We start from the raw sequence: 13107 nt of genomic DNA, 5'->3' as shown, positions 1-13107 counted from the left end.
GTCGCTAGATCTTGAAGATCCGGCGACGGGTTCCCTCGAGACGCTGAAGAATGGCGTCCCGGCGCTCCGGCTTGGCCATGAATTCCTGGAAGCCGACCAGGCCGGCCTGGGCCATGTCGGGATCGGTGTCACGGTCGTAATATTGCGACGTGCCGGCCACCGTCTTCAGGCTTTCCACAGCCGCGTTGACCAGCGGGTCCTTGCTGGCCGGAAGGTCGTTGCGCGGCGGAACGTTGCCGCCGGGTTCCAGATAAGGGCCGAAATTTTCCGGCTGGTAGAAGAACTCGAGGAACTCGCGGGCACCCGCCTTGTTCTTGGCGTTGGCCGGGATGTGGACCGAATTGACCGAGAATTCTTCGTAGCGGTCGAGGGCGCCGTCAATCTTCGGGAAAGGGGCGAATGTCAGCTGCTCGAGATCCTGCTCAGGGAAAGTAGCTTTCACGAAGGCACCGAGGTTCATCATGCCGGCCTTCTTCTGGGCGAGGAAGGCGCCGGCCTCCTGCCAGCCGAACGACGTCTGATCCGGTGTGAAGAAACCCTGCTTGATCAGCTCTTCCCAGTGGTCGAAAACAGGCGTCAGCGCCGGGTCGGTGTAAGCCATCTTGCCATTCATCAAGGCAAAGTGCTTGTCGAGACCGTTGATCCGCAGGTTCATCTGGTCGAACCATCCGGCCGCCGGCCAGAGTTCCTTGGTGCCGATGCTGACGGGAATAAGGCCGGCAGCCTTGGACTTCTGGCCGTAAGCAAGGAATTCGTCCCAGGTCGCCGGCACCGTCAGTCCGTGCTCGGCAAAGACGTCCTTGCGATAGAACATGCCCCACATCGTGCCGCCAGTCGGCAGGCCATACTGCTTGCCGTCGACAGTGACGGCACCGGTCGTGGCACCCAGCACGTCCTTGTACTTTTCCTTCTCGAACAGATCCGAAATGTCGTCGAACAGGCCGCGGGTGACGAAGGCGCGCATGCGGTTTCCGGAGAACCAGAAGCAGACATCCGGCGCGCCGGCGACAAGGTAGTTGCGGATCGCGGTCTTGTGGGCCTCGTGATCCATATTGTTGATCACAACCTTGGTGCCGGACTGCTTCTCGAAGTCGGCCGCGATGCGCCGCAAGATCCGCAGGGCATCGGCATTGTTTTCGTCTGAAATGATGGTGACTTCGCTCGACTGGCTGAGTGCCGGCATCGGGAAGCCCGCGAGGGCTCCAGCAGAAATGCCCCCAGCTCCCTTCAGGAAATTGCGCCGCGTCGACGGCTTTTCAATCCACTTGAACGTCATTGTTACTCCTCCCGTGTTGTCAATTCTCTACTGGCACACCGGCCGGCGCGGTTGTTCTTCTCAACGGCACGGCTCACCTCCCGGGCAAGAGAATATGCTTGCCCGCTCCTTCAGAGCGCGGTGACATTGCTAACCGGATTAATTTCGCTGACCCCCGGTTCGGGTGTTGAACAGTCGGGCAAACTTATGCATATGTTTTCTCGAGAGGCAATAATTAATTTACAAAATTAAGAAAGCGGATCCGTGAAGCTCAAGGGTGACCCGAGCACGACTCGGGCGATGAACCGCAGACTGATCCTCAATCTCTTGCGGCAGGAAGGAGCGCGCAGCCGGGCCGACATAGCGTCAGTTACCGGCCTTAGTCCGGCAGCGGTCACCTTCGTCGTGGCCGACCTCATCGAGGATGGCCTGCTGATCGAAGGCAAGACAGTCGTGGGCTCGGCTGGGCGCCGCCCTATCCCGGTGGATATCAACTATGCCAACGGCCTTGCCATAGGTTTCAAGCTGATGGTCGGATCGGTCGAATGCGTGGTCACCGATCTTGCGACCAATCCGCTGGGCTCTCTGCGCGTCAAGCTCTCGGACAGCGATCCCGACCACATCATAGCGACCTTGGCCAAGGCGGTACCGGAGCTGATTTCCATTGTCGATCGGCCCGCTGCCAAGCTTGCCGGGATCGGCATTTCAATGCCTGGCGTCATAGACAACCAGAAGGCTGTGTGTATCCGCAGCAATCGCTACAACTGGGACAACGTTCCCCTTGGCCCGATGCTGGCCGAACTGGTAGACGTCCCCGTGTGGCTTGAGGACGACACCAATGCCTATGCCATCGCCCAGCAACTCTTCGGCCTGGGACGCCAGCACCGCAATATGGCTGTGCTGGCGATCGGCGTCGGAATCGGCTGCGCGCTCGTCTTCGATGGCAAACTCTATCGCGGCGCGAACGGTGCCGCCGGCAAGTTCGGCCACAGCTCTTATGAGGAGAACGGCCGCCTTTGCGAGTGCGGAAAACGCGGCTGCTTGATGGCCTATTACGCCGAGCCGGCGATCCTGCGCACCTGGCGCGAAGCCACCGGGCCCGACGAGACGGATAGCAAAGTCAGCCTTATGGCAGCCTTGGCAGACCGCGAACCGCGAGCCGTCGCCATTCTCGAAGAAGCCGGACATGGCATCGGCCGGCATCTCGCCAATCTTGTCAACATCACCGACCCGGAGGTCATTGTCGTCGGCGGTGAAGCCGTGTCGTTTGGCGATGCGCTGTTTGGCCCAATGCGCCTGACACTTGGGAAAAATACCTTTCGCGCGGCACCACCAATGCTGCTGGACTGGGAGGACAATTCCTGGGCAAGGGGAGCGGCTGCTCTCGTAACGCAGAAGCTCTTTGATTTCGAAACATCTGCCGGCAACGCCGCTCCGCTTTCAAAGCCGGCCCTATGGTCGGCATAGGCGAGTGAAATAGACAGCCCTGCGCCTCAGGCCGCTCGAACGCTGCGCGCTCCACGCGCCCAGGCCGGCAGCCAATCGCCATGCGCAACCAGCAAATCATCGACCAGCGACCATATCTGGTCGAGGTCGAGCTCGGCCGCCGTGTGCGGGTCCATCATCGCCGCGTGATAGATGTGCTCGCGGTTCTCGGTCATCAGCGCCTGGACCGTCAGCTCCTGGACGTTGATATTGGTGCGGATCAGCGCGGTGAGCTGCACCGGCAGGTCGCCAATGAACGTGGGTTGAATGCCGGAGGCATCGACGAGGCATGGCACCTCGGCCGCGCAATTATACGGCAATGACGTGATGCAGCCATTGTTGCGGACGTTGCCGTAGATCACCGACGGCTCGCCGGTCCAGACCGAGTTCATGATCGAGGACGCATATTCCTTCGACTGCTCCACTTCGATCTTGTCAGCCGAGCGATAGGCTTCCGCTTGCCCCTTCCAGCGTTCGATCTGCTCGATGCAGCGCTTCGGGTATTCGTCGAGCGGGATACCGAATTTCTCGATCAGATCCTCGCGCCCGTCCTTGATGAAATAGGGCGTGTATTCCGCGAAATGTTCGGAGCTCTCGGTGACGAAGTAACCGAGGCGCTTCAGCATCTCGTAGCGCACCTTGTTCGGGCAGCGCGGATTCCATCCCGGCTTCGGCGCCCGCCCTTCGCTGTAGGCGCGCAGCAGATCCGGATAGAGATTGCGGTAGGAGCCGTCCGGCTGGCGATGCTCGAACTTCAGGTAGAAGGCCATGTGATTGATGCCGGCCGAGCGGTAGCGAATCTCCTCGTAGGGAATATCGAGATCATGCGCCAGTTCCATCGCCGTACCTTGCACCGAATGGCAGAGGCCGACCTGCTTGATGTCGGGGTATTTCTCCGCGATCGCCCAGGTGTTGATCGCCATCGGGTTGACATATTGCAGCATGATCGCCTGCGGGCAGACCGCGAGCATGTCCTCGCAGATCTTCCAGAGATGCGGCACGGTTCTCAAGCCTCGCATGATGCCGCCAACACCGAGCGTATCGGCGATGGTCTGGCGCAGCCCGTATTCCTTCGGAACTTCGAAATCGGTTACCGTGCAGGGCTCGTAGCCGCCGATCTGGAAGGCGACGACGACGAAATCGGCGCCCGCCAGCGCCTTGCGCTGGTCCGAATAGGTTTCGGCTTTGGCCTTTACGCCAAGCGTCGAGATCAGCTTGCCGACGACGATTGCGCTTTCCTCGAGCCGTTGCGGATTGATGTCCATCAGCGCGATCGTCGAGCCGGATAAAGCCGGACGCTGCAATATGTCGCCGACGATGTTCCTCATGAACACCGTCGAGCCAGCTCCGATGAAAGCGACCTTGGGATTTCTTGCCACAACAACCTCCGGCATAAGCAATTAGGCTACCTCGAAAGCGGCTTTGACCAGCCGTTCGGTGTAAGCGGTCTTGGGATGGGACAGGACTTCGTCGACCGGCCCCTCTTCGACGATCTTGCCGTGCTGCATGACGATGACGCGGTGGCACAGCGCCCGCACGACCTTGAGGTCGTGCGAGATGAAGATGTAGCTCAGGCCCCGTTCGCGCTGCAGCTTGCGCAGCAATTCGATGATCTGCGCCTGGACCGAGAGATCCAGCGCCGATGTTGGCTCGTCGAGTACGATGAATTCCGGTTCGAGCGCGACGGCGCGGGCAATCGCAATACGCTGGCGCTGGCCGCCGGAAAACTCGTGCGGGAAGCGCGAGAGGATATCGCCGGGCATGCCGGCGCTGATCAGCGCCTCGCGCACCCGCTCGATCCGATCGTTCCTGGTGGCGCCCATGCGGTTGACGACCAGCCCTTCCTCGATGATCTGGCCGATCGTCATGCGCGGGTTGAGCGACGAGAACGGATCCTGGAAGACGACCTGCATGCGCGACCGCAACGGCCGCATCTGCGCCCGCGAGCAGCCATGGATCGGCTGGCCATCGAAATAGATCTCGCCGCTGTCGGTGGTGTTGAGCCTGAGCAACGCCTCGCCGAAGGTGGTCTTGCCCGATCCGGATTCGCCAACGAGACCCAGCGTCTCGTGCCGTCGAAGGGTCAGGCTGAGGCTGTCGACGGCAACGAGTTCGCGCAGGTCCGGCCTCATGAACGTGCCATGCCGCAGCATGAAGGAGACGCGCACATTCCTAGCTTCAAGAATAACGTCGGCGCCTTCCGGCAACGGATTTGCCTGGCCGCGCGGCTCGGAGGCAAGCAGGTGACAGGTGTAGGGATGCTGCGGATTGGCGAACAGCTTCTCCGTCACATTGTGCTCGCGCATCTCCCCATGCTGCATGACGTAGACATAGTCGGAGAACTGCCGCACCACGGTCAGGTCATGCGTGATCAGGATCACCGCCATGCGCAGTTTCTTCTGCAGGTTTCGGATGAGATTGAGGATCTGCGCCTGAACCGTGACGTCGAGCGCCGTCGTCGGCTCATCGGCGATCAGCACATCGGGATCGTTGGCCAGCGCCATGGCGATCATCACACGCTGGCGTTGGCCGCCGGAAAGCTGGTGCGGGTATTGTTTCAGCCGCGCCTGGGGCTCAGGAATCTGTACCTGCTGCAGCAGCTCGAGCGCTCTTGCTTCGGCCTGCCTGCGGCTCATCTTGCGATGCACCCGTATCGCCTCGACGATCTGGCTTCCGATCGTGTAGATCGGGTTAAGCGAACTCATCGGCTCCTGAAAGATCATCGAGATGCGGTCGCCGCGCAGTTTGCGCCGCGCACGCTCGGAAAATTTCAGGATGTTGGCCCCGTTGTATTCGACAGTCGATTTCGGCGACACGACTGCGCGCTTCGACAACAGTCCCATGACGGTGCGCGCCGTCACCGACTTGCCCGATCCCGACTCGCCGACAATGGCTATCGTCTCGCCGCGATAGAGCTGGAAGGAGATGTCCTTGACGGCTTCGATCATGCCGTGTTCGACCTTGAAATCGACGGCGATGTTGCGGGCATCAATGACCGGGTTTTCCGAACGGCCGTCATGGTCGAGCCGGACAGGCGGTGCGAAGGATTTGACGAGCGCGTGTTGCATCATCTCATGCTCAATAAGGATCGACCGCATCGCGCAGTCCATCGCCAAGCGCGTTGAACGCGAAGACGGTGACAAGCACGAAGCCGACCGGTGAGAGGATCCAGGGATAGGTGCCGATGACCGAATACGTCGCGGTGTCTTGCAGCATCAGGCCCCAGGAGATCAGCGGCGGCTTCACCGCGAAGCCGAGAAAACCGAGGAAGGATTCGAGCAGAACCACGCTGGGGATTGCCAACGTGACCGCAACGATCACGTGGCTCATCACGTTTGGAAAAATGTGTTGCATGATGATGCGGCCATCTGTGGCGCCGACCGCCATCGCCGCACGAACGTAATCAATCCGCGCCAGTGCCAGGGTCTTGCCGCGCACTTCGCGCGACATCTGCGCCCAGCCGAGTGCCGACATGACAACGATCACGAAGGCCAGGAAGACATTCGTCGGCGCCGTCACCGGAACCAGCGAGGTCAGCGCCAGATAAAGCGGCAATTGCGGAAACGCGAGCACCAGTTCGACGAAGCGCTGGACCCAGACGTCGAATGTACCGCCGAAATAGCCCGACACCATGCCGACCGTCGTGCCGATCACAGTGACGATGAAGACCACGGTCAATGCGATCATCAACGAGATGCGCGAACCATAGATCGCACGAGCCAGCACATCGCGACCGAATTTGTCGGTGCCAAGGAAGTGCACCGGCTGGCCGTCGGTCGAGCCGAAGAAGTGCCGGTTCGCGGGAAGCAGGCCGAGCAGTCTGTACTCCGCTCCCTTGACGAAGAAGCCGAGCAGCCGCGGATGGTCGTAGTCCGGCCCGACGACGGGTTGGAAGGTGACCGGGTCGAGGTCTTCCGAATCCGCCAGGGCATAGACGCGTGGCTGGAAGACGAAGTTGCCGTCCTTGTCATGGAAGCTCATCATCTGCGGCGGGGCGAAGCCGACATCGGTCACCTTGGGATCCATCGGTGCGAAGAAGTCGGCAAACACCGCCAGCAGCACCAGAAACGCGACCAGGATGAGCCCGGCCATGCCGGTCCAGGACCGTTTCAGGCGGCGCCAGACGAGTGCGATGTAACTCTCATTGCCGCGCGGCTTGATCTTGGCCGGTTCCTCGGCAAGTGGCGGCAGCGAGGGCTCGAAAGCAAGCATCTCAGGACCCTGCATATTGGCGCACACGCGGATCGAGCATGACGAGCAGCATGTCGGCGATGATGTTGCCGACGATCAGCGTCGCCGACAGCACCATCATGAATGTCGCCGTGACATAGACGTCGCCCACCGCCATCGAGCCAACGATCGCCGGGCCGACGGTCGGCAGGGCAAAGATGATCGCGGTCTCGATCTCGCCGGTCAGCATATAGGGCAGCACCACGCCCTGATACATGACCAGCGGATGCAGCGCATTGGGCACCGCATGGCGCATCACGACCGCACCGCCGCTAAGGCCCTTGGCGCGAGCGGTTTCGACGTATTGCGCGTTCAGCGTGTCGAGCAGATTGCCGCGCATCACCCGCATGTTGTAGGCGAGCCCGCCGAAGGTGGCGATGGCGACAACCGGCCAGACATGCCGGACGAGATCGACGACCTTCGCCCAGGACCACGGCGCCCCGCCAAATTGCGGCGAAAAGAAGCTGCCGATCTCGGAAACGTTGAACTGGAAGACCAGCAGATAGACGATGATCAGCGCCATCAGGAAGCGCGGCACCGTCATGCCGAGGAAGGAAATCGCTGACAGCGTACTGTCGATCCAGCTGTACTGCCTGGTCGCCGCCCATATGCCGAAGGTGATACCGAGGACCGAGGCCAGCAGATGGCACACCAGCGCCAGCAGCAGCGTGCGCGGCAGCCGCTCGCCCACCACATCGGCCACCGGCTTGTTGTAATAGAGGCTGTAGCCGAAATCGCCGCGGGTGATGATGCCGCCGATCCAGTTGAAATACTGGACGGGCAGCGGCTTATCGAGACCGTGTTCTATCCGATAGGCCTTGGCCTGCGCGTCGGCCTCGGCGAATGAGGCCCCGCCCTGATTGATCAACTGCGAGCGGATGTAGTCGGCATAGTCGCCCGGCGGCGCCTGGATGATGGCGAAGGTGACCAGGCTCAGAATGGCGAGGACCGGGATCGCCGACGCTATGCGCGTGAGCAGGAATCGCAACATCGGTCGGTCCGCTTCCTTGTCTGGCCGGTCGCTCTCTTTGAGCGTACGGAGGTTTGCTTTGTCCGGCCGCGCCAACTGGCGCGGCCGGAGGTCTCAGTCAGGGGAGGTAAACCTAGTTCATCGGGCCCTTGTCTCCGGGCTTGCCGGGAAGCTCTTCGGGGAACAGCTCGTACTTGGCCTGCTTGTCGGCAGCGACAAAGACCCGCTCGCGGACGATCGAATCCTCGGCCCAGTTGAACATGAAGATCGGCGTGCCCTGCGGGATGTTGGAGAAGCGTTTGTTGATGATCAGCGCGCCGGGATATTCCGTCAGGCCGACATTGTAGACGTGCTCGGTCAAGATCTTCTGGAACTTTCTCATCAGGCTGGCGCGCTCGTCATTGTCCGCGGACGAGACAAACTTGTTGACGATGTCGACGAGGTCCTTCTCGAAAGGCATCATATCGACCTCGCCGTTTTCCGGCGCACGATGGTCCCAGCTGGTTCGTGGACCGACCGGGGCCAGCTGATCGGTATTCTGGACGACGGAAGTCAGCTCCTGATCGTTGCGCCGTACCAGCCAGTCGAAGCGGCCGGAGTATTGCGAGGCATCGCGCTGGGTGCCGTTGAGTCCGTTCAGCACGATCCGCAGCCCTAGCTTTTCCATCTGGGCGACGACACCTTCGGCAAGGCTCTTGTCGGTGGTGTAGTCGTTGTTGACGAGCATCACGATCTCGACATTCTTGCCGCCGGCGGTACCTGCAGGAAAATTGACGAAGCCGTCGCCATCCGTGTCCTTCAGGCCTGCCTTGGCGAGTTCCGCCTTAGCGCCTTCGAGATCGAAGGGGTAGTAGACCGTCGACTTCCGGTCGTAGAAGCTCGTGCCCGAGGATAAGCCGCCCGGATAGATGGCAGTGAACGGACCCTTGACCAGCGAGTCGCCGAGCGCCTTGCGGTTGAGCGCCATGGTGACGCCTTTGCGGAAGTCCTCGTTGCGGTTCAGCTCGCGTATCGCCTGTCCGCGCTCGTCGGGGTTGCCCCAGCCATTGGCTGAGAAATTCATGCGCAGATTATAGCCGATCAGCCGCGCGCCGAACGCAAGCCGTGCCGGTGCGTCTTTTTGCGCCGCGCGCTTCAGCGAGGCGACGAAGTTCTCTGGCTGCTCCAGATTGGAGAAGTCGCCCGCCCCCGATACCGCCTGAACGTCGCGGTCGGCCCAGGTCGACAATTTGTAGTGCAGTTCATTGAGATACGGCAGCTGGTTGCCCTTCTCGTCGACCTTCCAATAGTACGGATTGCGACGCATGACGATGATGTCGTCGGGGCGGTATGCCACTGGCACCCAGGCGCCCATCACCGGCATGTTCATATATTCCGGCGGGAACGCGTTCTTGAACTGCTCGTAGGTGTTCTTCGAATATTTCGGATGCTGCGGCTTGAGGATATGTGACGGGCCCGGACAGAAGGTGCCGTAAGCCATGGCGTAAAGGTATTGTTTCGGAAAGGCGTCCTTGAACGTCCACTCGACGGTGTAGTCGTCGATTTTCTTCAACGTCGTGCCGACGCCGAAGGTCTCCTGCGTCGCGCCGTTCAGCGGCGACACATTGGGGTCGATCACCTCGTCGTCCCAGTAGAACATCACATCGTCGGCGTTGAACGGAACGCCGTCCGACCATTTGGCGCCTTCGACCAGATGCATCGTCAGCGTGTGGCCGTCCTTCGACCAGTCCCAGCTCTTGGCGAGGTTCGGCAGCGGCTCCGTGTCCTTGGCCTCGACCTGGAACAGCGGCGCGGTGCGCGTCAGGCATTCGGAAAGGCCGATGTCGATACCGCCCCAGCCTTGCGTCTGGCCGGCGCCGTAGTTCCAGCCCTCCGGCCGGCCGCCGATGACATGACGCATCGTATCACCGTAGACACCGACGCCGTCCGGCATATTGCCGGTCTTGAAGACCAGCGGCTCCTTCGGCAGCCGGTCCTTGACCGGCGGCAGCTTGCCTGCCTTGACGTATTTGTCGGTGACCCAATCGGGTTCGTGGTATTCCGGAAGTGCCTTGAACTCCAGGATGGAGTCGCGCGCCACGTATTTGATCTTTCCCTCGGCGGGAAATTGCGCGGGCACCGGCGGCACGGTCGGCTCGGATGCATACGCGTTCAGCGCCGAGGCCGAGACGCTAAGCGCCAGCCCGGCGAGAATGCCAATGTTTCGAAAATTCCTCATCGTCTCTCCTCCCTGTTGTTCAGGAGCGCGTTGACGCCGCTCCATTTCTCCTCGAACGAATGTACAGACGGGTGCGGAAAATCCTCCCGAAAGCTTGCCGCGATCCGTTCTGGCGAAATTCAGACGGCCTGCTTGAGAGCCGTTTTTTCCGCACGCAATTCCTCGATCGAACGGACGTCGCGCCTTGCCGCACCGGCCCATTCGCGGGTCTTGATCCTGGATTTCGAAAGCCGTTCCTTCGCGGCCGGCACCGCATCGGCATATTGCGGCAGCCAGCGAGCCTGGGCGACGACCATTTCGTCCACCATTTGCCAAACCTCTTCCGGCGTCGAAACCGCGCCGACCAGCGGGTCGTGCAGGACCGCGAGCTTCAGCAGGTCGATATCGCCGGAGATCGCCGCATGAACCGACATGCGCTGGACGTTGATCGAGGAAATGCAAGTGGCGGCGCAGGCCTCCGGCAGCGTGATGCCGGAGGCCATGTTGATACCGAAGCGGTCGACGAAGCCGGGCGACTCGATGATCGCGTCCTGCGGCAGGTTGGTGATGATGCCGTTGTTCTTGACGTTGAAATGGCCGCGGTAAACGCGGTTCGTCTCCAGCGCCTCGAGAATGTGGCTGGCATGCTCGTTGGAGCGCTTGGCGGGGTCTATCGGCCTGGCGGCGGATTCCAGAAATTGCGGGAACTCCGTTTCGAACCAGTTGCGTGTTTCGGTCGAATAACGAAGGTAGCCGCCGGTCTCGCCGTGAATCCAGTCGGACATGTCGATCCAGCGGGTGATTTCGTCCGGCCGCTTGCGATACCAGGGCAGGTATTCGGAAAGATGGCCGTTGCTTTCGGTCGAATAGACGCCGAAGCGCTTCAGGACATCGATGCGCAGCTTTTCCTGCTGCGAATAGACCGGATGCGCCTCGAAGGCGGCAACCAGCTCGTCCTTACCGATCTTGCGGCCGTTGAGACGCAGGTCGATGAACCAGGTCTGGTGATTGATGCCGGAGCAGACGTAGTCGAGATCGGTGCGCGACTTGGCGCCGAGCACTTCGGCGATCTGGTCGGCGCCATGCTGGACGCCGTGGCAGAGGCCGACGGTATCGACCCTGCCATATTCGATCGCCGCCCAGGTGTTCATGGCCATCGGATTGGCGTAGTTCAGGAATTTCGCCCCAGGCTCGGCGACTTCGAGGATATCCTTGCAGAAATCGAGGATCACCGGAATGTTGCGCTGGCCATAGAGGATGCCGCCGGCGCAGATCGTGTCGCCGACGCACTGGTCGATGCCATACTTCAAGGGAATGCGGATGTCGTCCGCATAGGCTTCGAGACCGCCGACGCGAACGCAGCTGATGATGTAGCGTGCGCCCTCGAGGGCAGCACGGCGGTCTGTCGTTGCCGTAACCTTGGTCGGCAGCCTGTTGAATTCGACGACCCTGTCGAGGATCGACTTGATCATCTGGAGGTTGCGCTCGCTGAGATCGGTCAATGCGAATTCGACATCCCTGAATTCAGGAACGCACAAAATGTCGGTGAAGAGCTTCTTGGTGAACCCGACGCTTCCCGCACCGATGATAGCGATCTTGAAACTCATCAGCCTCACCTCGACCTGATCGAACGCTAGGGCAAAGGCGGCGAAAAGAGGCTGGCCCGCCTGCGACGCTATGCAGGCTGGAATCCAGCACTTCCTCCCATCCGCTCTTTGACCGCGGTTTCTTTTGCTTTTCTCGAGGGATTATGCGCCTTATTCGGCACGCGACCAGAGAAGGATTATGCTTTTAGGGGTAATTTTGTGCTGCGGAACTTGATCGACATCGGGCCGGCGGGCAGGACGGTATCGCTGCCGCGCGGGCGCCAGCGCCTACACACCATGCCGACAAGCACCGGCTATGAAGTGCGCGAGAACGAGGTCTACGACTGGGATGGGCGCAAGCGCGGCCTGACGCCGTTTACCGTGCTCCAGCATACGATCAGCGGCACCGGCCGATTGCGCTACGAGAACCGGAACTACCGCCTGCAAAAGGGCGACACTTTGCTGGTTCTCGTGCCGCACAACCACCGTTACTGGCTGGCCAAGGGCGAACGCTGGGAGTTCTTCTGGATATCGATGAACGGCGAGGAGGCACTGCGCATCCACAAGTCGATCCTTGCCGCCGTCGGTCCGGTGCTGCGGCTGCAGCCCTCGACGATCGATCATCTGGCTGATTGCAGTGTGCGCCTGATCACGGGCGCGGTCTCGCCGGGAGCCGCCTCGGCCGTCGCCTATGAAGCAGCCATGGCGCTCTACGACGATGTCTTCGGCTCGCATGCCGTCACCGACGACAAGAGCGCCATGCAGCCGGTCATCGATCACATCAGGGCCAATCTCGACAGGCCGCTCCGCGTTGCCGATCTCGCTGAGATCAGCGGCCTGAGCCGCGCGCATTTCTCGCGCTGCTTCGCCGAGAGCGAGGGACTTCCGCCCGCCGAATTCGTGCTGCAGCAGCGACTGCAGCGGGCGGCGAAGTTGCTGACGAAGGCCGATTTCCTGCCGGTCAAGGAAGTCGCCATCATGTGCGGCTTCGAGGATGCCAATTATTTTTCGAAGGTCTTCCGCCGCCTCTACGGCATCAACCCGACGCAGTTCCGCACCAACGGGATGTATGCCAGCCTGGGAACCGCCCGATAGCCCGATAGATTGGCACCGCGCTTGGCATCGGGTGCGGGAACGCTTTTGCTTCCCCTTGGTTTAGGACAAGAGAGCCTGCTCGCCGCTGCCGCACCCCCGCTCTGGCGGCGATCAGGCCACAGATGTCAGGGGAGTGATCGATGAACAACCCCGATCCAAACAACCCGAATCCACTGCCGGACAATCCCAATCCGGAGCCGGCCCGGCCGCCTGCCCCGCCGGAGACTCCGCCGGGAGAACCTCCAGGCGTTCCCCCGCCCTCACCGGATCCAATTCCGACGCCGGACCA

The 13107-nt window shown here is 61.2% G+C and carries 9 protein-coding genes; 2 read left to right on the top strand and 7 right to left on the bottom strand.

Features of this window, described 5'->3' with window-relative positions:
* Nucleotides 1-4: 4 nt before the first annotated feature.
* Nucleotides 5-1276: an ABC transporter substrate-binding protein gene (locus NKJ15_RS21005; RefSeq protein WP_352817265.1), complete on the bottom strand. Its 1272-nt coding sequence runs from the start codon at nt 1274-1276 to the stop codon at nt 5-7.
* A 243-nt stretch (nt 1277-1519) separates the two neighbouring features.
* On the opposite strand from NKJ15_RS21005, the gene NKJ15_RS21000 reads away from it, so the two are divergent.
* Nucleotides 1520-2722, top strand: coding sequence for an ROK family transcriptional regulator (locus tag NKJ15_RS21000; RefSeq protein WP_352817263.1), 1203 nt, complete (start codon nt 1520-1522; stop codon nt 2720-2722).
* Nucleotides 2723-2748: 26 nt separating this feature from the next.
* On the opposite strand, the gene NKJ15_RS20995 is transcribed toward NKJ15_RS21000, so the two are convergent.
* The 6 genes from NKJ15_RS20995 to NKJ15_RS20970 all read right to left on the bottom strand — a co-directional run bounded on the left by NKJ15_RS20995 (nt 2749) and on the right by NKJ15_RS20970 (nt 11744).
* Entirely contained in the window at nt 2749-4119 is a 1371-nt protein-coding gene (locus NKJ15_RS20995; protein WP_352473203.1) for an alpha-glucosidase/alpha-galactosidase, read from the bottom strand.
* Nucleotides 4120-4140: 21 nt separating this feature from the next.
* Nucleotides 4141-5808, bottom strand: coding sequence for an ABC transporter ATP-binding protein (locus tag NKJ15_RS20990; RefSeq protein WP_352817371.1), 1668 nt, complete (start codon nt 5806-5808; stop codon nt 4141-4143).
* Between the two features lie 10 nt (nt 5809-5818).
* Nucleotides 5819-6952 (bottom strand): ABC transporter permease, encoded by a 1134-nt coding sequence (locus NKJ15_RS20985; RefSeq protein ID WP_352467677.1) that lies wholly within the window; start codon nt 6950-6952, stop codon nt 5819-5821.
* A gap of 1 nt (nt 6953) precedes the next feature.
* Nucleotides 6954-7961: an ABC transporter permease gene (locus tag NKJ15_RS20980; protein WP_352817260.1), complete on the bottom strand. Its 1008-nt coding sequence runs from the start codon at nt 7959-7961 to the stop codon at nt 6954-6956.
* 112 nt (nt 7962-8073) lie between these two features.
* Nucleotides 8074-10158: an ABC transporter substrate-binding protein gene (locus NKJ15_RS20975; RefSeq protein WP_352817257.1), complete on the bottom strand. Its 2085-nt coding sequence runs from the start codon at nt 10156-10158 to the stop codon at nt 8074-8076.
* Between the two features lie 119 nt (nt 10159-10277).
* Nucleotides 10278-11744 carry an alpha-glucosidase/alpha-galactosidase gene (locus NKJ15_RS20970; protein ID WP_352472519.1) on the bottom strand — a complete coding sequence of 489 codons (1467 nt, stop codon included), beginning with the start codon at nt 11742-11744 and terminating at the stop codon, nt 10278-10280.
* Between the two features lie 198 nt (nt 11745-11942).
* On the opposite strand from NKJ15_RS20970, the gene NKJ15_RS20965 reads away from it, so the two are divergent.
* Nucleotides 11943-12818, top strand: coding sequence for an AraC family transcriptional regulator (locus NKJ15_RS20965; RefSeq protein ID WP_031211896.1), 876 nt, complete (start codon nt 11943-11945; stop codon nt 12816-12818).
* Nucleotides 12819-13107: the final 289 nt, after the last annotated feature.

Origin of the sequence: Mesorhizobium sp. M0207, from assembly GCF_040321995.1 — a bacterium.
In the GTDB taxonomy this organism is placed as follows: domain Bacteria; phylum Pseudomonadota; class Alphaproteobacteria; order Rhizobiales; family Rhizobiaceae; genus Mesorhizobium.
This window is presented reverse-complemented; position numbering and strand designations above follow the sequence as displayed.